General features: G+C 53.2%; 27 protein-coding genes. 8 read left to right on the forward strand and 19 right to left on the reverse strand.

Annotated elements, in window-relative coordinates:
* From J4614_RS15045 to fkpA, 9 genes are all read right to left on the reverse strand, one after another.
* Nucleotides 1-286 (reverse strand): GTP-binding protein (locus J4614_RS15045; RefSeq protein ID WP_000031682.1); only part of this gene is annotated, 286 nt, incomplete at its 3' end.
* 71 nt (nucleotides 287-357) lie between these two features.
* A complete protein-coding gene (gene fusA / locus J4614_RS15050) occupies nucleotides 358-2,472 on the reverse strand; it encodes an elongation factor G (protein ID WP_000124693.1) in 2,115 nt (704 codons plus the stop codon).
* A gap of 96 nt (nucleotides 2,473-2,568) precedes the next feature.
* Nucleotides 2,569-3,039 carry a 30S ribosomal protein S7 gene (gene rpsG / locus J4614_RS15055; RefSeq protein ID WP_001138042.1) on the reverse strand — a complete coding sequence of 157 codons (471 nt, stop codon included), beginning with the start codon at nucleotides 3,037-3,039 and terminating at the stop codon, nucleotides 2,569-2,571.
* Nucleotides 3,040-3,134: 95 nt separating this feature from the next.
* A complete protein-coding gene (rpsL, locus tag J4614_RS15060; RefSeq protein WP_000246815.1) occupies nucleotides 3,135-3,509 on the reverse strand; it encodes a 30S ribosomal protein S12 in 375 nt (124 codons plus the stop codon).
* 125 nt (nucleotides 3,510-3,634) lie between these two features.
* On the reverse strand, nucleotides 3,635-3,922 hold the full coding sequence (tusB, locus tag J4614_RS15065; RefSeq protein WP_000903398.1) for a sulfurtransferase complex subunit TusB: 288 nt from the start codon (nucleotides 3,920-3,922) through the stop codon (nucleotides 3,635-3,637).
* A 7-nt stretch (nucleotides 3,923-3,929) separates the two neighbouring features.
* Nucleotides 3,930-4,286 (reverse strand): sulfurtransferase complex subunit TusC, encoded by a 357-nt coding sequence (gene tusC / locus J4614_RS15070; RefSeq protein ID WP_000820705.1) that lies wholly within the window; start codon nucleotides 4,284-4,286, stop codon nucleotides 3,930-3,932.
* Nucleotides 4,286-4,672: a sulfurtransferase complex subunit TusD gene (gene tusD, locus J4614_RS15075; RefSeq protein ID WP_001268011.1), complete on the reverse strand. Its 387-nt coding sequence runs from the start codon at nucleotides 4,670-4,672 to the stop codon at nucleotides 4,286-4,288. Before tusD ends, tusC begins: the two co-directional genes overlap by 1 nt.
* Nucleotides 4,672-5,394, reverse strand: a complete 723-nt coding sequence (locus tag J4614_RS15080; RefSeq protein ID WP_000091471.1) for a transcriptional regulator — start codon at nucleotides 5,392-5,394, stop codon at nucleotides 4,672-4,674. Before J4614_RS15080 ends, tusD begins: the two co-directional genes overlap by 1 nt.
* Nucleotides 5,395-5,670: 276 nt before the next feature.
* Nucleotides 5,671-6,489 (reverse strand): FKBP-type peptidyl-prolyl cis-trans isomerase, encoded by an 819-nt coding sequence (gene fkpA, locus J4614_RS15085; protein ID WP_000838225.1) that lies wholly within the window; start codon nucleotides 6,487-6,489, stop codon nucleotides 5,671-5,673.
* Between the two features lie 219 nt (nucleotides 6,490-6,708).
* On the opposite strand from fkpA, the gene J4614_RS15090 reads away from it, so the two are divergent.
* On the forward strand, nucleotides 6,709-6,927 hold the full coding sequence (locus J4614_RS15090; protein ID WP_001152701.1) for a protein SlyX: 219 nt from the start codon (nucleotides 6,709-6,711) through the stop codon (nucleotides 6,925-6,927).
* 187 nt (nucleotides 6,928-7,114) lie between these two features.
* On the opposite strand, the gene slyD is transcribed toward J4614_RS15090, so the two are convergent.
* The 4 genes from slyD to kefG form a co-directional block, all read right to left on the reverse strand.
* Nucleotides 7,115-7,705 carry a peptidylprolyl isomerase gene (gene slyD, locus J4614_RS15095; RefSeq protein WP_000861341.1) on the reverse strand — a complete coding sequence of 197 codons (591 nt, stop codon included), beginning with the start codon at nucleotides 7,703-7,705 and terminating at the stop codon, nucleotides 7,115-7,117.
* A 94-nt stretch (nucleotides 7,706-7,799) separates the two neighbouring features.
* Nucleotides 7,800-8,000, reverse strand: coding sequence for a YheV family putative zinc ribbon protein (locus tag J4614_RS15100; protein ID WP_001007735.1), 201 nt, complete (start codon nucleotides 7,998-8,000; stop codon nucleotides 7,800-7,802).
* Between the two features lie 10 nt (nucleotides 8,001-8,010).
* On the reverse strand, nucleotides 8,011-9,816 hold the full coding sequence (kefB, locus tag J4614_RS15105) for a glutathione-regulated potassium-efflux system protein KefB (protein WP_116722912.1): 1,806 nt from the start codon (nucleotides 9,814-9,816) through the stop codon (nucleotides 8,011-8,013).
* Nucleotides 9,816-10,367 carry a glutathione-regulated potassium-efflux system ancillary protein KefG gene (gene kefG / locus J4614_RS15110; protein ID WP_000081820.1) on the reverse strand — a complete coding sequence of 184 codons (552 nt, stop codon included), beginning with the start codon at nucleotides 10,365-10,367 and terminating at the stop codon, nucleotides 9,816-9,818. Before kefG ends, kefB begins: the two co-directional genes overlap by 1 nt.
* A 265-nt stretch (nucleotides 10,368-10,632) precedes the next feature.
* On the opposite strand from kefG, the gene J4614_RS15115 reads away from it, so the two are divergent.
* Nucleotides 10,633-12,540, forward strand: coding sequence for an ABC transporter ATP-binding protein (locus J4614_RS15115; RefSeq protein ID WP_023233146.1), 1,908 nt, complete (start codon nucleotides 10,633-10,635; stop codon nucleotides 12,538-12,540).
* 15 nt (nucleotides 12,541-12,555) lie between these two features.
* Nucleotides 12,556-12,777, forward strand: a complete 222-nt coding sequence (locus J4614_RS15120; RefSeq protein ID WP_001054031.1) for a LysR family transcriptional regulator — start codon at nucleotides 12,556-12,558, stop codon at nucleotides 12,775-12,777.
* Nucleotide 12,778: 1 nt separating this feature from the next.
* On the opposite strand, the gene J4614_RS15125 is transcribed toward J4614_RS15120, so the two are convergent.
* Nucleotides 12,779-13,090 (reverse strand): monooxygenase, encoded by a 312-nt coding sequence (locus tag J4614_RS15125; RefSeq protein ID WP_000047689.1) that lies wholly within the window; start codon nucleotides 13,088-13,090, stop codon nucleotides 12,779-12,781.
* A gap of 197 nt (nucleotides 13,091-13,287) precedes the next feature.
* Between J4614_RS15125 and J4614_RS15130 the strand changes: the two genes are divergently transcribed.
* From J4614_RS15130 to J4614_RS15140, 3 genes are read left to right on the forward strand one after another with little or no spacing between them, the layout of a single operon-like run.
* Nucleotides 13,288-14,355, forward strand: coding sequence for a hydrolase (locus J4614_RS15130; protein WP_001214117.1), 1,068 nt, complete (start codon nucleotides 13,288-13,290; stop codon nucleotides 14,353-14,355).
* Nucleotides 14,352-14,570 carry a YheU family protein gene (locus tag J4614_RS15135; protein ID WP_000586568.1) on the forward strand — a complete coding sequence of 73 codons (219 nt, stop codon included), beginning with the start codon at nucleotides 14,352-14,354 and terminating at the stop codon, nucleotides 14,568-14,570. The genes J4614_RS15130 and J4614_RS15135 overlap by 4 nt, the downstream gene beginning before the upstream one ends.
* Before the next feature lie 51 nt (nucleotides 14,571-14,621).
* A complete protein-coding gene (locus J4614_RS15140) occupies nucleotides 14,622-15,491 on the forward strand; it encodes a phosphoribulokinase (RefSeq protein WP_001274690.1) in 870 nt (289 codons plus the stop codon).
* A 95-nt stretch (nucleotides 15,492-15,586) separates the two neighbouring features.
* Here J4614_RS15140 and J4614_RS15145 read toward each other — a convergent pair whose 3' ends face one another.
* Nucleotides 15,587-15,991 (reverse strand): OsmC family protein, encoded by a 405-nt coding sequence (locus J4614_RS15145; RefSeq protein ID WP_058653660.1) that lies wholly within the window; start codon nucleotides 15,989-15,991, stop codon nucleotides 15,587-15,589.
* A 307-nt stretch (nucleotides 15,992-16,298) separates the two neighbouring features.
* Here J4614_RS15145 and crp point away from each other — a divergent pair, with 307 nt between their 5' ends.
* Together crp and J4614_RS15155 are read left to right on the forward strand one after the other, a co-directional pair.
* Complete coding sequence (gene crp / locus J4614_RS15150; RefSeq protein ID WP_000242758.1) at nucleotides 16,299-16,931, forward strand: cAMP-activated global transcriptional regulator CRP; 633 nt, start codon at nucleotides 16,299-16,301, stop codon at nucleotides 16,929-16,931.
* Nucleotides 16,932-16,979: 48 nt separating this feature from the next.
* Entirely contained in the window at nucleotides 16,980-19,067 is a 2,088-nt protein-coding gene (locus J4614_RS15155) for a YccS/YhfK family putative transporter (RefSeq protein ID WP_080191462.1), read from the forward strand.
* Between the two features lie 42 nt (nucleotides 19,068-19,109).
* On the opposite strand, the gene J4614_RS15160 is transcribed toward J4614_RS15155, so the two are convergent.
* The 4 genes from J4614_RS15160 to J4614_RS15175 form a co-directional block, all read right to left on the reverse strand.
* On the reverse strand, nucleotides 19,110-20,327 hold the full coding sequence (locus tag J4614_RS15160; protein WP_086776922.1) for an aspartate aminotransferase family protein: 1,218 nt from the start codon (nucleotides 20,325-20,327) through the stop codon (nucleotides 19,110-19,112).
* Nucleotides 20,328-20,412: 85 nt separating this feature from the next.
* On the reverse strand, nucleotides 20,413-20,976 hold the full coding sequence (pabA, locus tag J4614_RS15165; RefSeq protein WP_000601879.1) for an aminodeoxychorismate synthase component 2: 564 nt from the start codon (nucleotides 20,974-20,976) through the stop codon (nucleotides 20,413-20,415).
* Nucleotides 20,977-21,010: 34 nt separating this feature from the next.
* The gene (locus J4614_RS15170; protein ID WP_001280672.1) at nucleotides 21,011-21,613 is read right to left on the reverse strand and encodes a putative adenosine monophosphate-protein transferase Fic; all 603 of its coding nucleotides are present in this window, start codon (nucleotides 21,611-21,613) and stop codon (nucleotides 21,011-21,013) included.
* On the reverse strand, nucleotides 21,603-21,770 hold the full coding sequence (locus tag J4614_RS15175) for a YhfG family protein (RefSeq protein ID WP_001519136.1): 168 nt from the start codon (nucleotides 21,768-21,770) through the stop codon (nucleotides 21,603-21,605). Before J4614_RS15175 ends, J4614_RS15170 begins: the two co-directional genes overlap by 11 nt.
* Nucleotides 21,771-21,859: the final 89 nt, after the last annotated feature.

The raw sequence follows: 21,859 nt of genomic DNA on the forward strand, positions 1-21,859 counted from the left end.
CACCGGTGATCATGTTTTTAACATAGTCGGCGTGCCCCGGGCAGTCTACGTGTGCGTAGTGGCGGGTCGGGGTATCGTATTCAACGTGAGAAGTGTTGATGGTGATACCACGCGCTTTTTCTTCCGGAGCGTTATCGATCTGGTCGAATGCACGAGCAGCACCGCCGTAGGTTTTAGCCAGTACGGTGGTGATTGCAGCGGTCAGGGTAGTTTTACCGTGGTCAACGTGGCCGATGGTGCCGACGTTAACGTGCGGTTTTGTACGTTCAAATTTTTCTTTAGACACGGCTATATTCCTTACTATAGCGCTCTCCCCTTCAGGAGAGAGCACGGGATTTTGGTTTTTAACCCTGCGGCTTATTTACCACGGGCTTCGATTACGGCCTGAGCAACGTTGTTCGGCGCATCATCATACTTCAGGAATTCCATAGTGTACGATGCGCGACCTTTGGTCAGAGAACGCAGCTGAGTTGCATATCCGAACATTTCAGACAGCGGTACTTCAGCGTGGATCTTAACGCCTGTAACTTCAGATTCCTGACCTTTGAGCATACCACGACGGCGGCTAAGGTCGCCGATAACGTCACCGGTATTCTCTTCAGGTGTTTCTACTTCAACCTTCATGATCGGCTCAAGCAGAACTGGTTTTGCTTTCTTAAAGCCTTCTTTAAAGGCGATAGACGCAGCCAGTTTAAACGCCAGCTCAGAGGAGTCAACGTCATGGTAAGAACCGAAGTGCAGACGCACACCGAGATCAACTACCGGATAACCCGCCAGCGGGCCAGACTTCAGCTGCTCCTGGATGCCTTTATCAACGGCCGGGATGTATTCGCCAGGAATTACACCACCTTTGATGTCGTTGATGAACTCGTAACCTTTCGGGTTAGAGCCCGGCTCCAGCGGGTACATGTCGATAACAACATGACCATACTGACCGCGACCACCAGACTGTTTCGCGTGTTTACCTTCGATGTCGGTAACTTTCGCGCGAATCGCTTCGCGGTAAGCAACCTGAGGTTTACCCACGTTAGCTTCAACGTTGAATTCACGCTTCATACGGTCAACGATGATATCCAGGTGAAGTTCACCCATACCAGCGATGATGGTCTGGTTAGATTCTTCATCAGTCCATACGCGGAATGACGGGTCTTCTTTCGCCAGACGGCCCAGAGCCAGACCCATTTTTTCCTGGTCAGCTTTGGTTTTCGGTTCTACCGCGATGGAGATTACCGGCTCAGGGAATTCCATACGTTCCAGAATGATCGGGTTTTCCGGATCACACAGGGTGTCACCGGTAGTCACGTCTTTCAGGCCGATAGCAGCCGCGATGTCGCCCGCGCGAACTTCTTTGATCTCTTCACGTTTGTTGGCGTGCATCTGAACGATACGACCGAAACGCTCACGTGCAGTTTTCACGGAGTTCAGTACGGTATCACCAGAGTTAACCACACCGGAGTACACACGGAAGAAGGTCAGGTTACCCACAAACGGGTCGGTAGCGATTTTGAACGCCAGCGCAGAGAACGGCTCGTCGTCGCTTGCATGACGCTCAGCCGGAGTATCTTTACCGTCGTCCAGAATACCGTTGATCGCAGGTACGTCTACCGGGGATGGCAGGTAATCAATTACCGCATCCAGCATCGCCTGAACACCTTTGTTCTTAAATGCAGAACCACAGGTTACCAGGATGATTTCGTTGTTCAGAACGCGCTGACGCAGAGCTTGTTTGATCTCTTCTTCAGTCAGTTCTTCACCACCCAGGTATTTTTCCATCAGCTCTTCAGAAGCTTCTGCGGCGGACTCGATCAGGTTCTGGTGCCATTCGTTAGCCAGGTCCTGCATGTCAGCCGGGATATCTTCGTATTCGAAGGTAACGCCCTGGTCGGCATCGTTCCAGTTGATGGCTTTCATTTTCACCAGGTCAACAACGCCGGTGAAACCTTCTTCAGCACCAATTGCCAGCTGCAGCGGAACCGGGTTCGCGCCCAGACGGGTTTTGATCTGACCAACAACTTTCAGGAAGTTCGCGCCCATGCGGTCCATTTTGTTAACGAACGCAATACGCGGAACTTTGTATTTGTTTGCCTGACGCCATACGGTTTCAGACTGCGGCTGAACACCACCAACTGCGCAGTAAACCATTACCGCACCATCGAGAACACGCATGGAACGTTCTACTTCGATAGTGAAGTCAACGTGCCCCGGGGTGTCGATGATGTTGATGCGATGCGGTTCATACTGCTTAGCCATACCAGACCAGAATGCAGTAGTCGCTGCGGAGGTGATAGTAATACCACGCTCTTGCTCCTGCTCCATCCAGTCCATGGTAGCTGCGCCGTCATGAACTTCACCGATTTTGTGGTTTACACCGGTGTAGAACAGAATACGTTCGGTAGTAGTGGTTTTACCGGCGTCGATGTGCGCACTGATACCGATATTACGGTAGCGTGCGATGGGTGTTGTACGAGCCATTTGATTCCTCGTTGATATCTTTAGGCGTTCAGTTAAGTTATCCAAAACGGGCGACTTACCTGAAGCGCCCGCCTGGTGACTATGACTCCGAAGGGATTACCAACGGTAGTGTGCGAACGCCTTGTTGGCTTCTGCCATACGGTGAACGTCTTCACGTTTCTTAACTGCAGTACCTTTGTTGTCTGCAGCATCAGAAAGTTCGTTCGCCAGGCGCAGAGCCATGGATTTATCACCGCGTTTACGAGCAGCTTCTACGATCCAACGCATTGCCAGAGCATTACGACGGACCGGACGGACTTCAACTGGTACCTGATAAGTAGAACCACCTACACGGCGGGATTTAACTTCTACAGTCGGGCGAACGTTTTCGAGAGCGACTTCGAAAGCTTCCAGTTCAGATTTACCAGAACGCTGAGCCAGGGTCTCCAGCGCGCTGTATACGATTGATTCTGCAGTAGATTTTTTACCATCTACCATCAGGATATTGACAAATTTAGCCAGCAGTTCTGATCCGAACTTCGGATCCGGCAGAATTTTACGCTGACCAATGACGCGACGACGTGGCATGGAAATACTCCGTTGTTAATTCAGGATTGTCCAAAACTCTACGAGTTTAGTTTGACATTAATTTAAAACGTTTGGCCTTACTTAACGGAGAACCATTAAGCCTTAGGACGCTTCACGCCGTACTTAGAACGAGCTTGCTTACGGTCTTTAACGCCGGAGCAGTCAAGCGCGCCACGAACGGTGTGGTAACGAACACCCGGGAGGTCTTTAACACGACCGCCACGGATCAGGATCACGGAGTGCTCCTGCAGGTTGTGACCTTCACCACCGATGTAGGAAGTCACTTCAAAACCGTTAGTCAGACGAACACGGCAAACTTTACGCAGTGCGGAGTTCGGTTTTTTAGGAGTGGTAGTATATACACGAGTACATACGCCACGTTTTTGCGGGCATGCTTCCAGCGCAGGCACGTTGCTTTTCGCAACTTTGCGAGCACGTGGTTTGCGTACCAGCTGGTTAACTGTTGCCATTAAATAGCTCCTGGTTTTAGCTTTTGCTTCGTAAACACGTAATAAAACGCCCTCACACAATATGAGGACGCCGAATTTTAGGGCGGTGTCGAAAAGGTGTCAAGAAATATACAACGATCCCGCCATCACCAGGCCATCTGGTTGGCATACTTAACCGTGAGTCTGACAAACTCAGTATAGTCAACCCTGACGACACTGTCTGAAATTTGACCACCCAGGCCGCGGGCGTCAATGTCTTCTTTCAAGGCATAGACCGTTATGGGGGCATCACGCAGACTTTCAAGGAAGCGGTTACCTTCAATCGCGACGGTAACGCCATCCTGGAGCAGCAAAAGCGCATCGCCCTCTTTTAGCAGGCGCAGCAAAGCGGGAAAATCAACGCCCGAGGCGCAATGAGGTAAGGTATGCAGCATAAACGCCTCAGAATCTCAGGATGACATCATAGTTGCCAAGCTCGCGGCGTAACGCTACGGGTTCCAGCGGCGTGGCGTCTACCACAAAATTAACGTTCTCCAGACCACGCTCGCGCAGCGATGCCGCGCAGATCCAGCATTGATCAATATCGTACAAATCAAAGAGCTTGAAAGTAGCAATATAGTCACGCGCCAGCACAGCGTCTGGTTTTTGTCCTGGTAATAACTGAAAGACGCCGTCGCTGATAAAAAAGACGCCCAGCGCTTCCGTTAGCGCTGACGTCGCCAGCAGCGCATCCAGCCCTTCACGACCTGAAGCGCTACCGTGCGGCGCGGTGGAAAAGACAAATGCAATACGTTTCATTAAAACTGCACCACCCGATCGCAGGTGAGAGATGCCTCCGCCAGCGCACCCAGGCCGCTTAGCGTAAAGCCCGGCTGAAGATTGGCGGACGGCAACTCCAGTCTGCCGGCTTCAGTTTCATCAATAATACCGCGACGAAGCGCCGCCGCGACACAGATGTTCAGCGCTACGCCATGCTGCGTATTCAATTTCTGCCAGGCGCGTACCAGATCATATTCATCGCTCGCCGGCGAGGTCAGGAGATTGGCGTTATAGACTCCTTCCCGATAGAAAAAGACGCTGGCTAACTCATGCCCCTCATTGAGCAGCGCGTGGGCGAACTGCAATGCGCTGCTGGCCTGCTGGGTGCCATATGCCGGCCCGGTGACCATAATGGCATAACGCATTATTTATCCTGCCCCTGAAAGTCGCCGCTTTTGAACTGGCGAATATAGAGGTAAACCGTGTGTTTTGAGATATTCAGACGATCGGCTACCTGGTTAATGGCGTCTTTAATATCGAAAATGCCTTTTTCGTACAGGTTAAGGACGATCTGACGATTTTTCGCGTTGTTAGAGACATTACGATCGGCATTCACTTCTTCGATCGTGAACTCCAGCGTCTGGGTGACTAAATCTTCGACTGAGGAGGCAAAATTAACCGCTGAGCCGACTTCCGGCGTTTCCGGCGGAATAAAGGTATTCATAATCTGTGAAAATGGCACATCAAGGTTCATGTTGATGCACAGTAGACCAATGACGCGCTGCTCGCGGTTGCGAATGGCAATCGTCAACGACTTCATCAAGACACCGCTTTTCGCGCGCGTGAAATAGCATTTCGACACGCTACTGTCCGCCCCTGTCATGTCGTGCAACATGCGCAACGCCAGGTCGGTAATCGGCGAGCCAATTTTACGGCCCGTATGTTCGCCATTGGCAATACGAATGGCTGAACATTTTAGATCCTGCAAAGAGTGCAATACGATTTCACAATGGGAACCTATAAGCATCGCTAACCCGTCCACTACCGCTTCGTAGGATTTCAGAATATCGAAGTCGGTTTGCTCGAAGGGACGCTGATCCAGCAAATCAAGTTCACTGGTTTCGTTGGTTAAAAGCGACCTGGACATGAAAAAAAACACTCCTTTTCAGGAGCCTGTCGTTATGTTTTCAGGGCAGGCTCATTATTTACGCGGATGATTAAATTAATACAGTGAGGGTTCATCTTTCCAGTACTAATTTGCTCGTCTATTTCAGACTACGTGCGCGTTGGCGGTCATTCAGCCTACGGTCTCGCCCTTAACGACCAGCACAAGCGCCGTTATCCGCAAATCAAATTATGGTGAGTAATATATCCGGCCTGAATAAAAAAAACCGCCGCTATTACAAGCGGCGGCTCTCAGTTTTTATTTTTTAGCAGCATCTGCGGCTTTAGCGTCAGCCGCATCGGCAGGTTTAGCATCCGCTTTCGGCGCTGGTTTGATATCCAGCAGCTCTACGTCGAATACCAGGGTGGAGTTCGCCGGGATACCCGGAACGCCCGTTTTACCGTAGGCCAGCGCCGGTGGGATAACCAGCTTGATCTTGCCGCCTTTCTTAATATTTTTCAGGCCTTCAGTCCAGCCTGGGATAACGCCATCCAGACGGAAGGAGAGCGGTTCGCCGCGCGTGTAAGAGTTATCAAACTCTTTACCGTCGATCAGCGTACCTTTGTAGTTCACCACAACGGTATCGCTATCTTTCGGCGCCTCGCCTGTGCCTTCTTTCTCTACTTTGTAAAGCAGACCGGTAGAGGAGGTTTTCACGCCTTTCTCTTTAGCAAAAGCGTCGCGGAACGTTTTACCTTTTGCTTCGTTATCGGCAGCGTCTTTTTCCATCTTCGCCTGAGCAGCGCTCTTCACGCGTGCTTCAAACGTCTGCAGCGTTTGCTCAATTTCCTGATCGGACAGTTTGCTCTTATCGGCAAAGGCATCCTGAACGCCGGCAATCAACTGATCTTTATCCAGTTTGATGCCCAACTTTTCCTGCTCTTTAAGCGAATTTTCCATGTAACGACCCAGCGAGGCGCCCAGCGCATAAGCCGCTTTTTGATCGTCGTTTTTAAATGCTGCTTTGCTATCAGCGGTAGCTGCCGGTTTCGCCGCATCAGCAGCAAAAGTGATCGGTGCATGCATAGCAACGGCCATCGTAGTTGCCAGCAGCGTGGCTTTAAACAGTGATTTCATCCATATCTCCAGGGCCGGGGCATCTCACCCCATGTTAACTTACGTAAGAAGCGTACTATAAATCGTTGCAGAACAAATCAACATACGAACACGCCCTATTATCACTTCTTTTCAGACTCTTTTTGTTTAAATTAGTTTCGTAGTGCGCGTAATGGTTGCTGTGAAAGCCGGTAAAGTTAAGTAGAATCCGCCGACGGAGACAACATAAAGAGGTACATCATGCAGGATATCACGATGGAAGCTCGTCTGGCTGAACTGGAAAGCCGTCTGGCGTTCCAGGAGATTACCATAGAAGAACTAAACCTGACGGTAACCGCACATGAAATGGAGATGGCGAAGCTGCGCGATCATCTGCGTTTGCTCACGGAAAAGTTAAAAGCCAGTCAGCCGTCAAATATCGCCTCTCAGGCAGAAGAAACGCCGCCGCCGCATTATTGAGACGGAAAAAAAGCGGGGATAACCCGCTTTTTTGTGCCCGATGATTTATCGAACCAATGATAATACCCTAAGGATTTCGAGTCACAGCAAGGCGGCAAGCTTGAAAATTCCCCGGGAGCATAGATAACTATGTGACCGGGGTTTGAAAGCGTAGCCAACACCGCGGTGGCTTGAAAGACGACGGGGATTAATGGCAACCGCAACCGCCTTTACCACCACCGCCGCAGCAGCCTTCGCCGCCGTGCTCGTGACCATGGTCATGACCATGACCGCCACAGCAGCCGTCTTCACCGTGATCGTGGTGGTGATCGTGCGCGCCGTGAACATGACCGTGAGCCAGTTCTTCTTCAGTCGCTTCACGAATCGCAACAACTTCTACGTTAAATTTCAGATTCTGGCCCGCCAGCATGTGGTTACCATCAACCACAACGTGATCGTCTTCCACTTCGGTAATCTCTACCGGTACCGGGCCCTGGTCGGTTTCCGCCAGGAAACGCATCCCTACCTGCAGTTCATCAACGCCCATAAAGACGTCTTTAGGCACACGCTGCACCAGATTTTCGTCATACTGGCCGTAAGCGTCGTTCGCGCCAACAGCGACATCAAATTTGTCGCCAACTTCATGGCCTTCCAGCGCGGTTTCCAGACCAGAGATCAGGGAGCCGTGACCGTGCAGGTAATCCAGCGGCGCACTCACCGGAGACTCATCAACCAACACACCGTCTTCTGTACGTACCTGATAGGCCAGGCTGACCACCAGGTCTTTTGCTACTTTCATGATATCTCCTGAGCATGGGAAGAATAGTGGCGCAGATTGTAGCGGAATTCTGCAGCCGTGTACCCCTTAGCTTAAAAAAACCTGCGGCATATCGCTAGTCCGGATGAAAAATCCCGATCACTTGCTCTTCTTTGCGAACATGCTCGCGAACGTCTTTATCCGCTTCCCGCATTTGATGCCCGCACTTAACGCATTCAACAATATCGACATTATTTTCACGCCACATCGCCATTGTATCCTGCGCCTGACAGGCCGGACATTTCGCGCCTGCAATAAAACGTTTACGGATTGCCATTGTTTTACCCCTACTCAAATTCATCCCAGCCATCCAACTGGCGCCGTTCCTGTTGCATTTCGCGCTGAAAAATCTCCTCCAGTTCGCGTCGGGCCTCTCTGGCGCGCGAAATCTGTACCATGTCGCTATGCTCCGGGATCAGCTCCCGCAGCATTCGCATATCCAGCCGACGAAAATGCAACTGCGCGCGTTGCGCCTGATGCGGATGCATACCTAACGACACCAGAGTTTTACGTCCCAATTCCAGCGCGCTGGAAAACGTTTCACGGGAAAACTGCGTGACGCCAGCCTGTAATAACTCATGGGCCTCCACACGTCCACGCGCTCGCGCAAGAATATGCAGATGAGGAAAATGCTGCTGACACAGCGCCACCAGCTTCATCGTGTCTTCCGGTTCATTACACGTGATGACTATCGACTCCGCCGCCTCCGCGCCCGCAGAACGCAGCAGCTCGACTTGTGCAGCGTCGCCGTAATACACTTTATAACCATATTTGCGCATCAGATTAACGGCGCCGATATCGCGTTCCAGCACGGTGATACGCATCTTATTCGCCATCAATAAGCGAGCGATCACCTGACCAAAACGGCCAAAGCCGACGACAATCACCTGGGGCTTATCATCTTCAACCCACGGCTTTTCATCATTCTCTTCCGGGCCATTAAGACGGCGCGATAACCACTTATCAATCCCTTTCATCAGTAGCGGCGTGGTCATCATTGATAACGTGACAGTCACCAATAATAACGCCATCTGATCGCCCTGAAACAGGCGCTGAGAAGAGGCGGTAGAAAAGAGCACAAAAGCGAACTCGCCCCCCTGACTCAGCACGCTGGCAAACTGCATCCGTTCAGAACTTCTTATTCCATATAGCCGCGCCAGCAGATACAGCGTCAGCATTTTTATGACGACCAGAATAACAACGCTCGCCGCCACCCACAGTAAATGGGTATAAAGTACGCCGAGATTTAGCGACATACCGACGGAGATAAAGAACAGCCCAAGCAGTAAACCTTTAAAGGGATCGATAGCGTTTTCCAGCTCATGCCGGTATTCGCTCTCTGCCAGTAAAACGCCGGCAATGAAGGTTCCCAGGGCCATCGACAGTCCCAGCGCGTCCATAAATAAGGCGGCGCTCAACACCAGCAACAACGTCGCGGCAGTGAAGACCTCCCGCACGCCGGACGCAGCAATAAAACGAAATACCGGGCGCAGCAGGTAACGACCGCCAATCAGCATTACCGCGAAAGCCAGTACCTTCATTGCCACTTTAAACCAGTCGAAGTGCTCGTCGACCGATCCCGCCAGTAAAGGCACCAACGCCAGCGCGGGGATCACCGCTAAATCCTGAAACAGTAAGACGGAAAACCCTAACTGCCCGGACTCGCTACGGTTCATGCCTTTCTCGCGCATCAGTTGTAGCGCCATCGCCGTCGAAGACATCGCCAGGCCAATCCCGCCGACGACCGCCGCCTGCCATAAGAAATCAGCAAGCATCAATAACCCCGCCAGCACCGCCGCGCTTAACAGCACCTGAGCAGCGCCGACGCCGAAGATAGAGCGCCGTAGTTGCCAAAGCCGGGACGGATTGAGTTCGAGACCAATGATAAACATCAGAAACACGACGCCCAGTTCGGAAAAGTGCAGGATCTCGTCAACGTCGCTGATAAATCCCAGCCCCCACGGACCGATGGCGATTCCCGCCAGCAAATACCCTAGCACCGCGCCGATGCCCAGCCTGGCCGCCAGCGGCACCGCCGCCACCGCCGCGAAGAGAAACAACACTCCCGCTGTCAATAAATCAGCACCTTCCATCAATAGCCTCCCGCGCTCACAGGATTCGCCAGCCACTCGCCATAGGCTTTCGCATGACTGGCCAGCGTCTGCGGCGACTGGCGCCGCGCCCAGTACACAATAATGGGCGGCATCCAGTGCATCCGGCACATGGCCGCGGTCAGTTCAAAGGGGCGCAGTACATCGCTCATTGGATAGCGGTTTAGCGCGTCATACCGGTAAGCGCTCTCCGGCTCGCCGGTCGTAATCACGCTACGCCAGTACTTTCCCACCAGTTGGTTTCCCCCTGGTCCGCTGGCGAACCCCCGACTCAAAACGCGATCAAGCCATTCTTTCAGTAAAGCCGGACAGCTATAGGTGTAAAGGGGATGCTGAAAAACAATGACGTCGTGCTCACGTAACAGGGCTTGTTCATAGGGCGTGTCGATAAAAAAATCAGGATAGCGCGCATAAAGATCGTGCACGGTTACGTTATTGTGCTGTATGGCCGGTTTAAGCAGTACCCGGTTAGCAACCGAGTCCTGAGATTCCGGATGGGCATACAACAGCAAGACTTTCGCTGGCTGAGACATCAATCCCCCTCCCGGTTGTTTTGGGTCGATACATGCCATTCTTCAGGCCGCTTCTACGTTGACAGCGTTTGTTCAACTCAGGAACGTACTCTATGTCCGCCGCTTGGGATTAATGAGAGATATTCTTGTCCCTCACCAAAGGCGGCCTGAATGATTTTGTGTATCGTTGTTGTTTTGAGCTACCATTGCGCTCCAGCGCGGCGGTACGCCCGAATATTACATTATCATAATGATAAATTAACATAGTCTGAACATACGGCGCCTTATGATTGTTTTCTCCTCGTTACAAATTCGTCGCGGCGTGCGCGTCCTACTGGACAATGCCTCGGCTACCATTAATCCAGGCCAGAAAGTCGGCCTGGTGGGTAAAAACGGCTGCGGTAAATCTACCCTGCTGGCATTGCTAAAAAATGAAATCAGCGCCGATGCCGGGAGTTTTACCCTGCCCGGAACCTGGCAATTAGCGTGGGTGAATCAGGAAACACCTGCGTTGCCTCAGCCAGCGATTGAGTATGTCATTGACGGCGACCGTGAATACCGGCAGCTGGAGGCGCAGCTTAACGACGCCAACGAACGTAACGACGGACATGCTATCGCCTCCATACACGGCAAGCTGGACGCCATCGATGCATGGACCGTTCGCTCGCGCGCCGCCAGCCTGCTACACGGCCTCGGCTTCTCTAACGATCAGCTGGAACGTCCGGTCAGCGACTTTTCCGGCGGCTGGCGGATGCGCCTTAACCTGGCCCAGGCGTTGATTTGCCGTTCCGATTTACTGCTGCTCGACGAACCGACCAACCACCTCGATCTGGATGCCGTTATCTGGCTGGAAAAATGGCTGAAGAGCTATCCGGGCACCCTGATTCTGATTTCCCACGATCGCGACTTTCTTGACCCGATAGTGGATAAAATTATCCATATCGAACAGCAGACTCTGTTCGAGTACACCGGCAACTACAGCGCGTTTGAAGTTCAGCGCGCCACGCGCCTGGCGCAACAGCAGGCGATGTATGAGAGCCAGCAGGAGCGTGTGGCGCATCTGCAAAGCTACATCGACCGTTTCCGAGCCAAGGCCACCAAGGCCAAGCAGGCGCAAAGCCGTATCAAGATGCTGGAGCGTATGGAGTTGATTGCGCCGGCTCATGTCGACAACCCGTTCCATTTCAGCTTCCGCGCGCCGGAAAGCCTGCCGAACCCGCTGCTGAAGATGGAAAAAGTCAGCGCAGGTTATGGCGATCGCATCATTCTGGAATCCATCAAGCTGAACCTGGTGCCCGGCTCGCGTATCGGCCTGCTGGGCCGCAACGGCGCGGGGAAATCGACGCTGATCAAGCTGCTGGCGGGCGAACTGGAACCGTTGCACGGTGAAATCGGCCTCGCCAAAGGCATTAAGCTCGGCTACTTCGCCCAGCACCAGTTGGAGTTCCTGCGCGCGGATGAATCCCCGTTGCAGCATATGGCGCGTCTGGCGCCGCAGGAACTGGAGCAGAAGCTGCGCGACTATCTCGGCGGCTTCGGTTTCCAGGGCGACAAAGTAACGGAAGAGACGCAACGTTTCTCCGGCGGCGAGAAAGCGCGCCTGGTACTGGCGCTGATCGTCTGGCAGCGTCCAAATCTGCTGCTGCTCGATGAACCGACCAACCACCTGGATCTCGACATGCGTCAGGCGCTCACCGAAGCGCTGATTGATTTCGAAGGCGCATTGGTCGTCGTGTCGCACGACCGCCACCTGATTCGCTCCACCACTGACGACCTCTATCTGGTTCACGACAAAAAGGTCGAACCGTTCGACGGCGACCTGGAAGATTATCAGCAGTGGTTGAGCGATGTGCAGAAGCAGGAAAACCAGGCCGACGACGCGCCGAAGGAAAACAACGCCAACAGCGCCCAGTCACGCAAAGATCAGAAGCGTCGCGAAGCCGAGCTACGCACTCTGACGCAGCCGCTGCGTAAAGAGATTACCCGTCTGGAAAAAGAGATGGAAAAGCTCAACGCCCAGTTAGCGCAGGCGGAAGAGAAGCTCGGCGACAGCAGCCTGTATGACCCCAGCCGTAAAGCGGAGATGACCGAGTGTCTGCAACAGCAGGCCAGCGCCAAATCCGGGCTGGAAGAATGTGAAATGGCATGGCTTGAGGCGCAGGAGCAGCTTGAGCAAATGATGCAGAACGACTAACGCGCGGGGCGGACGATGAACCTGTCAATCACCGATGACATTACCTTCCGCAAGCTCACCATCTTCATGATGTTTGTGGAGAAAGGTAACATCGCCCGCACCGCCGAGGCGCTGAACACGCTGGAAGAGAACGTTCGTTGTCCGCTGTTCGTCCATAAAGGCCTCTTCGGTACTCGTCCCGGTATAAAGATTACCGTTGCGGTCGGCAGCACCGGAACAGAAGCCTGCGTTATGTGATTTAGCGGCAAAGGTTGCCGTGATTTATTTTCGTCAGCGCGTCGTTCACGCCAAATAATTTAAACGTCACCTCATCAACGCCAAGATTTTTCAGACGCGCAGTGTGTTTTTTAATATAAGCCTGCGCCGTTTCTTCGGATTCAAACAAGTAAATGCCGCCAGCTTGCTGGTTTTTCTCGCTTTCTGTCCAGATTTTCCAGATGAAGCCCGGCTCCTCATTGATAGACTCCGCCAGCCCGACCAGTTGCTGGGTCATCTCCTCGCCAAAAGGGCCGCTAAAGTTAAAATGGATCTGTAAAAGTGTCTTCGACATGCCTTCTCCTTGAGTCGCATAACTATCGTGTTGCCACACTACCACGATTAATTCGGCTGATGCAGGGGTTCACGCGATTTCTGTGGGGTATTGCGCGCGCCTTGCATACCGCCCCCTCTGATGAAATGAGGCGCAATTTTATTTCGCCAGACGACCAATTGAACGTAAAATCACATATTGACTAATCTGTGAACCTTATGCGCGGTATAGTATTGTTTCCAATTATCAATTGTTCTGGTGCTATGGTTGAGATCACGTCCACAGAAATGACCCCGCCTGTCAATGACTCGCATGAATTTATTCCCATGCGTGGCATTCGTAATCGCCATTTACAAACTATGCTGCCGCGCTTAATCCGCCGCAAAGTGAAGTTCAACGCCCACTGGCAGCGGCTGGAGCTACCGGACGGCGATTTTGTCGATCTGGCATGGAGCGAAGAACCGCAACAGGCAAAGCATAAACCGCGGCTGGTGGTCTTTCACGGTCTGGAAGGCAGCCTGAACAGCCCCTATGCCCACGGGCTGATTGAGGCGGCGCAAAAGCGCGGCTGGCTGGGCGTGGTGATGCACTTTCGCGGCTGTAGCGGCGAACCCAACCGTCTGAATCGTATTTACCACTCCGGTGAAACGGAGGACGGAGCCTGGTTTTTACGCTGGCTACAGCGGGAGCTCGGCGCCGTTCCGACAGCCGCCGTGGGCTATTCGCTCGGCGGTAATATGCTGGCGTGCCTGCTGGCGAAAGAAGGCCGCGATATTCCCATCGAGGCGGCGGTGATTGTTTCTGCGCCCTTTGTTCTCGAAGCCTGTAGCTACCATATGGACAAAGGGTTTTCCCGCGTCTATCAGCGTTATTTGCTTAATCTGTTAAAAGCGAATGCGTCACGCAAGCTGGCGGCGTATCCCGGGTCGCTGCCGGTGAATCTGGCGCAACTGAAATCAATGCGCCGTATTCGCGAGTTTGACGACCTGATCACCGCGAAAATTCACGGCTTTGCCGACGCCATCGACTACTATCGTCAGTGTAGCGCCATGCCGTTGCTTAACCAGATTGCTAAACCGACGCTGATTATTCACGCTAAAGACGATCCGTTTATGGATCATCATGTGATCCCTAAAGCGGAAGATCTGCCCCCGCAGGTGGAGTATCAGCTAACTGAGCATGGCGGACACGTAGGATTTATCGGCGGTACGCCGCTGCGCCCTGAAATGTGGCTGGAACGCCGAATTCCTGACTGGCTGACAACGTACCTGGAGGCGTCATCATGATCATTCCCTGGCAGGGGCTCGCCCCCGACACGCTGGACAACCTGATCGAAAGCTTTGTGTTGCGCGAAGGCACCGATTATGGTGAACATGAACGTTCGCTTGAACAAAAAGTCGCTGACGTAAAACGCCAACTGCAATCCGGCGAGGCCGTGCTGGTATGGTCTGAATTACATGAAACGGTCAATATTATGCCGAAAAAGCAGTTTCGCGAATAAAACGCCTTTGCCGACAATACATTATTACTAAAGCTCAATCATGGAGTTGCCATGTCAGCCAAACATCCGGTGATAGCAGTAACAGGGTCAAGCGGCGCGGGGACCACCACCACCAGCCTCGCGTTTCGTAAAATTTTCGCGCAGTTAAATCTGCACGCCGCCGAGGTGGAAGGCGACAGTTTTCATCGTTACACCCGCCCGGAAATGGACATGGCGATCCGCAAAGCGCGTGACGCCGGGCGGCATATCAGCTATTTCGGGCCTGAAGCCAATGACTTTAGCCTACTGGAACATACCTTTATTGAGTACGGGCAGACGGGTAAAGGCCAGTCGCGTAAATATCTGCATACCTATGATGAAGCCGTACCGTGGAATCAGGTTCCCGGCACGTTTACGCCCTGGCAGCCGCTTCCCGAACCGACCGATGTGCTGTTTTATGAAGGACTGCACGGCGGCGTCGTCACCCCGCAACATGATGTCGCGCGTCATGTTGATCTGTTGGTTGGCGTGGTGCCTATCGTCAACCTCGAGTGGATTCAGAAACTAATCCGCGACACCAGCGAGCGCGGACACTCCCGTGAAGCGGTGATGGATTCCGTGGTGCGTTCCATGGACGACTACATCAATTACATTACGCCGCAGTTCTCGCGTACCCATATTAACTTCCAGCGCGTGCCGACCGTCGACACGTCCAATCCGTTCGCCGCAAAGGGTATTCCCTCGCTGGATGAGAGTTTTGTGGTGATCCATTTCCGCAATCTGGAAGGGATCGATTTTCCCTGGCTTCTGGCGATGCTCCAGGGCTCGTTCATTTCTCACATTAATACATTAGTGGTGCCGGGCGGCAAAATGGGGCTGGCGATGGAGCTGATTATGTTGCCGCTGGTGCAGCGATTAATGGAAGGCAAAAAAATCGAATAACCGCGGTGAAATGCCCGATGGCGCTACGCTTATCGGGCCTACGAGATAAAAACGGGTAGGCCGGATAAAGCCACGCCGCCATCCGGCATCACATGTTACGCCGCAATCACTTCATACGAATGGGTAATATTGACCGCTTTTTCCAGCATTAGCGCCACCGAGCAATATTTTTCCGCGGAGAGATCGACAGCGCGCGCGACGGCAGCCTCTTTCAGATCGCTGCCGATAACGATAAAATGCAGATTAATGTGCGTAAACAGGCGCGGCGCGTCTTCCCGGCGCTCGGATGTCAGCTTCACTTCGCAGTTGGTGACATTCTGACGGCCCTTTTGCAGGATTGATACCACATCAATAGCGCTACATCCGCCAGCCGCCATTAATACCATCTCCATCGGACTCGGCGCTTTGTCACCGGAGTTGCCATCCATTAAAATCTGGTGGCCGGAGGAGGACTCTCCGAGGAACGTGAGTCCTTCAACCCACTTTACACGCGCTTGCATATTTCGTAACTCCAATGTTTCAATTTTCCTGAAAGATTACGCGCATACCACAAAAGTCGCAATGGAAGGCGACCTGGGTCATGCTGAAGCGAGACACCAGGAGACACACGGCGAAAGCTATGCTAAAACAGACAAGATGCTACAGTAATACATTGACGTACTGCATGTATGCAGAGGACATCACATTACAGGCTACAATCTATTTTCGTAGCCCCCTTCCCAGGTAGCGGGAAGTATATTTTTGCAACCCCAGAGACAGTGCCGTTTTCTGGCTCTGGAGACAGCTTATAACAGAGGATAACCGCGCATGGTGCTTGGCAAACCGCAAACAGACCCGACTCTTGAATGGTTCTTGTCTCATTGCCACATTCATAAGTACCCGTCAAAGAGCACGCTGATTCACCAGGGTGAAAAAGCAGAAACGCTGTACTACATCGTTAAAGGCTCCGTGGCAGTGCTGATCAAAGATGAAGAAGGGAAAGAAATGATCCTTTCTTATCTGAATCAGGGTGATTTTATTGGTGAACTGGGCCTGTTTGAAGAAGGCCAGGAACGCAGCGCCTGGGTACGTGCGAAAACCGCATGTGAGGTCGCTGAAATTTCCTACAAAAAATTTCGCCAATTAATCCAGGTCAACCCGGATATTCTGATGCGCCTCTCTTCCCAGATGGCTCGTCGCTTACAAGTCACCTCTGAAAAAGTAGGTAACCTCGCCTTCCTTGACGTCACCGGGCGTATCGCTCAGACGCTGCTGAATCTGGCGAAACAGCCCGATGCCATGACGCACCCGGATGGGATGCAGATCAAAATCACCCGTCAGGAAATCGGCCAGATCGTCGGCTGCTCCCGCGAAACCGTTGGTCGTATTTTGAAAATGCTGGAAGATCAAAACCTGATCTCCGCGCATGGCAAGACCATCGTCGTCTACGGCACCCGTTAATTCCGTCAGAATGGCGCGTTTTATCATGCGCCATTTTTGTTTGCATCGATGTGGCGAAGACTGATTTATCACCCAGAGATTAATTACGCACTACGGCAAACGCTGGTGCTGTGCCTGCCTGTGGCTGTCGGTTTATTGATAGGCCAGCTACACCTGGGCTTGCTTTTCTCTCTTGTTCCCGCCTGCTGCAACATTGCAGGTCTGGATACCCCGCACAAACGCTTTTTTAAACGCCTGATCATCGGCGCGTCGCTGTTCGCCGGATGCAGTCTGGTAACGCAACTTCTGCTGGCGGAATCCATCCCCCTGCCGTTGATCCTGACCGGGCTCACGCTGGTGCTTGGCGTGACGGCGGAAATTAGCCCGCTTCACGCGCGGCTACTGCCAGCGTCGCTGATTGCCGCCATCTTTACCCTGAGTCTTGCGGGATACATGCCCGTCTGGGAGCCGCTGCTCATTTATGCGATGGGCACGCTATGGTACGGCGTGTTTAACTGGTTTTGGTTCTGGCTATGGCGCGAACAGCCGCTGCGCGAGTCATTGAGTTTGTTATACCGTGAACTGGCCGATTATTGCGAAGCGAAATACAGCCTGCTCACCCAACATATCGATCCGGAAAAAGCGCTGCCTCCCCTGCTGATACGCCAGCAAAAAGCGGTCGATCTCATTACCCAGTGTTACCAACAGATGCATATGCTTTCGGCGCACAACAACAATGATTACAAGCGCCTGTTGCGGGCTTTTCAGGAAGCGATGGATTTGCAGGAGCACATCTCCGTCAGCTTGCATCAGCCGGAAGAGGTACAGAAACTGGTAGAACGCAGCCATGCGGAAGAGGTGATTCGCTGGAATGCGCAAACGGTCGCCGCCCGCCTGCGCGTGCTGGCGGATGACATTCTTTATCATCGTCTGCCGACGCGCTTCTCCATGGAAAAACAGATTGGCGCTCTGGAGAAGATCGCCAATCAGCATCCTGAAAATCCGGTAGGCCAGTTCTGCTATTGGCACTTCAGTCGAATCGCCCGTGTGCTGCGTACTCAGCGACCGCTGTACGCCCGCGACCTGATGGCCGATAAACAGCGTCGCCTGCCGCTACTTCCGGCGCTGAAAAATTATATGTCTCTAAAATCGCCGGCGCTACGCAATGCCGGACGCATCAGCGTGATGATGAGCATCGCCAGTCTGATGGGCAGCGCGTTGCACCTGCCTAAACCGTACTGGATCCTCATGACAGTGCTGTTTGTCACCCAAAACGGCTATGGCGCGACGCGCGTACGTATTCTGCATCGTTCGGTCGGAACGCTGGTCGGCCTGGTGATTGCCGGCGTCACGCTGCACTTACATATTCCCGAAAGCATTACGCTGGCGGTCATGCTGGTACTAACGCTGGCAAGTTATCTGATTATTCGTAAAAACTACGGCTGGGCGACGGTCGGCTTTACGGTGACGGCGGTATACACCATCCAGTTACTGACGTTAAACGGAGAGCAGTTTATTGTGCCGCGGCTGATCGATACGCTGATTGGCTGTTTAATTGCCTTTGGCGGCATGGTCTGGCTGTGGCCGCAATGGCAAAGCGGGCTATTACGTAAAAACGCCCATGATGCGCTGGAAGCCGATCAAGAAGCTATCCGACTGATCCTCAGTAACGATCCGCAAGCCACCCCGCTCGCTTATCAAAGAATGCGGGTCAACCAGGCGCATAACACGTTATTCAACTCGTTAAATCAGGCAATGCAGGAACCCGGGTTCAATACCCACTATCTGTCGGATATGAAACTGTGGGTCACGCACAGCCAGTTTATTGTCGAGCATATCAACGCCATGACGACGCTGGCGCGGGAACACACCATGCTGACGCCGGATCTGGCGCAGCGCTATCTGGAATCTTGCGAGATTGCGATTCAGCGCTGCCAGCAGCGCCTGGAGTACGACAGGCCAGGCGGCTCCGGCGATGTCAATATTCTGGAGTCGCCGGACATGCCGTCACATGGCTTATTGAGCACTCTGGAACAACATTTACAGCGCATCATTGGCCATCTGAACACCATGCACACCATTTCGTCGATGGCCTGGCGTCAGCGTCCGCATCACGGTATCTGGCTGAGTAAGCGGCTACGGGATACAAAAGGTTAAGTCCGACTGCCGGATGCGCTACGCTTATCCGGCAATCCGCCATCAGGCCGCCACCTTCCCTACCGCCTGCGCAAAGCGCTGCATTCCTTCATTGATATCCGCCTCTTCCACCACCAGCGACGGGGCAAAACGCATCACGTCGGCTCCGGCATTGAGCACCATCACGCCAGCCTCCGCGCCTGCGTACAGAAAATCGCGCGCCCGACCTTTGTACTCCGGCTTCAGTTCCGCGCCAATCAGCAGCCCCATGCCGCGAATATCGCTGAAAATGTCAAATTGCTCGTCAATCGCCTGCAAATGTTGCACAAACTGTTGCCGCTTAGTGTGAATGCCTTGTAGTACCTCTGGCGTATTAATAATATCGAATGCCGCGCCAGCCACCGCACAGGCCAGCGGATTACCGCCATAGGTTGAACCATGCGAACCGACATGGAAGGCCGAGGCGATCTCCTGCGTGGTCAGCATGGCGCTCACCGGAAAACCGCCGCCTAACGCTTTGGCGCTGGTGAGGATATCCGGCGTGACGCCGTAGTGCATATAGGCAAACAGGTCTCCGGTGCGCCCCATCCCACACTGCACTTCATCAAACACCAGCAACGCCTGATGCTCGTCACACAGGTCGCGTAACCCTTTGAGGAATTCCGGTGTAGCCGCCTGCACGCCGCCTTCACCCTGAATCGGCTCGACCACCACCGCGCAGGTGTGGTCATCCATTACCGCTTTCACCGCATGAAGATCGTTGAAGGGAACGTGAATAATATCGGCGGGTTTCGGCCCAAAGCCGTCGGAATATTTTGGCTGCCCGCCGACAGAGACGGTAAACAAGGAACGGCCATGAAAGGCGTTATGGAAGGCAATGATTTTCGTTTTGAACGGGCTATGGCGCACGCAGGCATAATGACGCGCCAGTTTAAAAGCGGTTTCGTTCGCTTCGGTGCCGGAATTCATAAACAGCACGCGCTCGGCAAACGTGGCGTCGATCAGTTTACGTCCCAGACGCAACGCCGGTTCATTGGTAAAAACGTTACTGGTATGCCACAAGGTTTCCCCCTGGGATTTCAGCGCCTCGACCAGTGCCGGATGGCAATGGCCCAGCGCAGTCACTGCAATCCCGCCGGCGAAATCGATATACTCTTTGCCCTGCTGATCCCATACGCGGCTGCCTTTACCTTTGACCGGAATAAAGTCCGCCGGTGCATAAACAGGCAGAATCACCTCATCAAAAGTTGCGCGCGTAATAGCCGTTTGTTCAGTTGCCATATCATTACCACCCGGTTAAGTAGAAACGCCAGTGAAATTATAATCACAAAATATGAATAAAAAATCACTCAATAGCAACCACAAATCAACGCCGGAGGAAATTTTCCAGCAGAGCGTGTCCTTGTTCGCTGAGAATACTTTCCGGGTGGAACTGCACGCCTTCCAGATCCCACTCGCGGTGGCGAATGCCCATAATCTCCTGCGTTTCACTCCAGGCGGTGATCTCAAAACACTCTGGCAACGTGGCAGGGTCGACAATCAGCGAGTGGTAACGTGTCACGGTTAACGGGCTGGGCAATCCCCGAAACACGCCCTGTCCATTATGCGTAACAGGTGACGTTTTACCGTGCATCACTTTCGCTGCCCGCACCACCGACGCGCCAAAGGCCTGCGCCATCGCCTGATGACCCAGGCAAACGCCCAGCATCGGAATACGTCCGGCATAATGGCGGATAACCGCCAGTGAAATGCCAGCGTCATTTGGCGTACAGGGGCCAGGAGAGATAACGATTTTTTGCGGGTTCAAAGCGTCAATGTGCGCCAGCGTCAGCGCATCATTGCGCCGGACCTGCACTTCCGCGCCCAGTTCACAAAAATACTGGTAGAGGTTCCAGGTAAAGGAATCATAGTTATCGATAAGCAGGATCATGGCGGCTCCGGGTGGTCAGTAGAACCGAACTATTTTACTCAGTTTCGCGAGCTTCGCTTATCGCTTTCTGAAAAATCGCCTGCAAAGCGGAGAGATCGCCCATCGCGCCGCTCTGGTTCGCCTGCTTCCATGTTTCAGCCGCAATACCTTGCCAACTCAGCGCGTAGCCTGCATGTAGCGCCAGCTGTTCAAAGAAGATGCGCTGCGCCAGCCCGCTCCCCAAACGAAACGGATGAAGCACGTTAATTTCACAGTAGTAATGCGCCAGCCGCTCGACAAACTTCTCGTGCGCCAGACCGACCAGATAGCCCTCTTCTTCCAGATCCTGCATCAGAGCGTTGCCCTCTTTTTCGATATAGGCAAAGTGGCAGAAACGGGTATCGCCCTGGTAAATATCGACCTCCCGCAATTGCCCTGCCCAGTCGAAAATATCCTGATAGAGCTGGCGATGAATCGCGCACAGATGAGGCAAGCCGCGTACCAGCGGCCCCAGTTCAATCGTGGCGGCGCGGAGCGCGGTCATTTCATATGCCGCTTGCGCCAGTCGCTGGGCCTGATGAATCCCCAGCCGATTACGCATCACATTCAGCCCCGGATAGAGGTACGGATCGCGCCCTTCGCCAAATTTATCGCTCATAGTGCCTCCGAAGCTCGTCAAGACGTGCCAGCGCTTCATCGGCGGTTAGGGTTACTAAGGGGATCTCAATACCTTCGAGACGGCGGCTTTGCTGGAAGTTAACGTTGCGCCGCTGTTCCCAAAAGCGTGACTTTTGTTTATCGGTAAGTTTCTTCACCGGGCCTCCCTGAATATGTCTGTGCTTGACCACAAGTATAAGCAGCAATTTCAGGTTACGCTGAGACAGGGAGAAAACGCGGGCGGCTC

Source organism: Salmonella sp. 32031103-2018-00083-FB-01-SM-01 (genome assembly GCF_017571995.1).
Taxonomy (GTDB): Bacteria; Pseudomonadota; Gammaproteobacteria; order Enterobacterales; family Enterobacteriaceae; genus Salmonella; species Salmonella enterica.

Bases quoted from the DNA above. Each gene is read 5' to 3' on its own strand.
- fusA (WP_000124693.1), bottom strand. From the start codon at position 2,472: ATGGCTCGTACAACACCCATCGCACGCTACCGTAATATCGGTATCAGT.
- rpsG (WP_001138042.1), bottom strand. From the start codon at position 3,039: ATGCCACGTCGTCGCGTCATTGGTCAGCGTAAAATTCTGCCGGATCCG.
- rpsL (WP_000246815.1), bottom strand. From the start codon at position 3,509: ATGGCAACAGTTAACCAGCTGGTACGCAAACCACGTGCTCGCAAAGTT.
- tusB (WP_000903398.1), bottom strand. From the start codon at position 3,922: ATGCTGCATACCTTACCTCATTGCGCCTCGGGCGTTGATTTTCCCGCT.
- tusC (WP_000820705.1), bottom strand. From the start codon at position 4,286: ATGAAACGTATTGCATTTGTCTTTTCCACCGCGCCGCACGGTAGCGCT.
- tusD (WP_001268011.1), bottom strand. From the start codon at position 4,672: ATGCGTTATGCCATTATGGTCACCGGGCCGGCATATGGCACCCAGCAG.
- J4614_RS15080 (WP_000091471.1), bottom strand. From the start codon at position 5,394: ATGTCCAGGTCGCTTTTAACCAACGAAACCAGTGAACTTGATTTGCTG.
- fkpA (WP_000838225.1), bottom strand. From the start codon at position 6,489: ATGAAATCACTGTTTAAAGCCACGCTGCTGGCAACTACGATGGCCGTT.
- J4614_RS15090 (WP_001152701.1), top strand. From the start codon at position 6,709: ATGCAGGATATCACGATGGAAGCTCGTCTGGCTGAACTGGAAAGCCGT.
- slyD (WP_000861341.1), bottom strand. From the start codon at position 7,705: ATGAAAGTAGCAAAAGACCTGGTGGTCAGCCTGGCCTATCAGGTACGT.
- J4614_RS15100 (WP_001007735.1), bottom strand. From the start codon at position 8,000: ATGGCAATCCGTAAACGTTTTATTGCAGGCGCGAAATGTCCGGCCTGT.
- kefB (WP_116722912.1), bottom strand. From the start codon at position 9,816: ATGGAAGGTGCTGATTTATTGACAGCGGGAGTGTTGTTTCTCTTCGCG.
- kefG (WP_000081820.1), bottom strand. From the start codon at position 10,367: ATGTCTCAGCCAGCGAAAGTCTTGCTGTTGTATGCCCATCCGGAATCT.
- J4614_RS15115 (WP_023233146.1), top strand. From the start codon at position 10,633: ATGATTGTTTTCTCCTCGTTACAAATTCGTCGCGGCGTGCGCGTCCTA.
- J4614_RS15120 (WP_001054031.1), top strand. From the start codon at position 12,556: ATGAACCTGTCAATCACCGATGACATTACCTTCCGCAAGCTCACCATC.
- J4614_RS15125 (WP_000047689.1), bottom strand. From the start codon at position 13,090: ATGTCGAAGACACTTTTACAGATCCATTTTAACTTTAGCGGCCCTTTT.
- J4614_RS15130 (WP_001214117.1), top strand. From the start codon at position 13,288: ATGCGCGGTATAGTATTGTTTCCAATTATCAATTGTTCTGGTGCTATG.
- J4614_RS15135 (WP_000586568.1), top strand. From the start codon at position 14,352: ATGATCATTCCCTGGCAGGGGCTCGCCCCCGACACGCTGGACAACCTG.
- J4614_RS15140 (WP_001274690.1), top strand. From the start codon at position 14,622: ATGTCAGCCAAACATCCGGTGATAGCAGTAACAGGGTCAAGCGGCGCG.
- J4614_RS15145 (WP_058653660.1), bottom strand. From the start codon at position 15,991: ATGCAAGCGCGTGTAAAGTGGGTTGAAGGACTCACGTTCCTCGGAGAG.
- crp (WP_000242758.1), top strand. From the start codon at position 16,299: ATGGTGCTTGGCAAACCGCAAACAGACCCGACTCTTGAATGGTTCTTG.
- J4614_RS15155 (WP_080191462.1), top strand. From the start codon at position 16,980: ATGTGGCGAAGACTGATTTATCACCCAGAGATTAATTACGCACTACGG.
- J4614_RS15160 (WP_086776922.1), bottom strand. From the start codon at position 20,327: ATGGCAACTGAACAAACGGCTATTACGCGCGCAACTTTTGATGAGGTG.
- pabA (WP_000601879.1), bottom strand. From the start codon at position 20,976: ATGATCCTGCTTATCGATAACTATGATTCCTTTACCTGGAACCTCTAC.
- J4614_RS15170 (WP_001280672.1), bottom strand. From the start codon at position 21,613: ATGAGCGATAAATTTGGCGAAGGGCGCGATCCGTACCTCTATCCGGGG.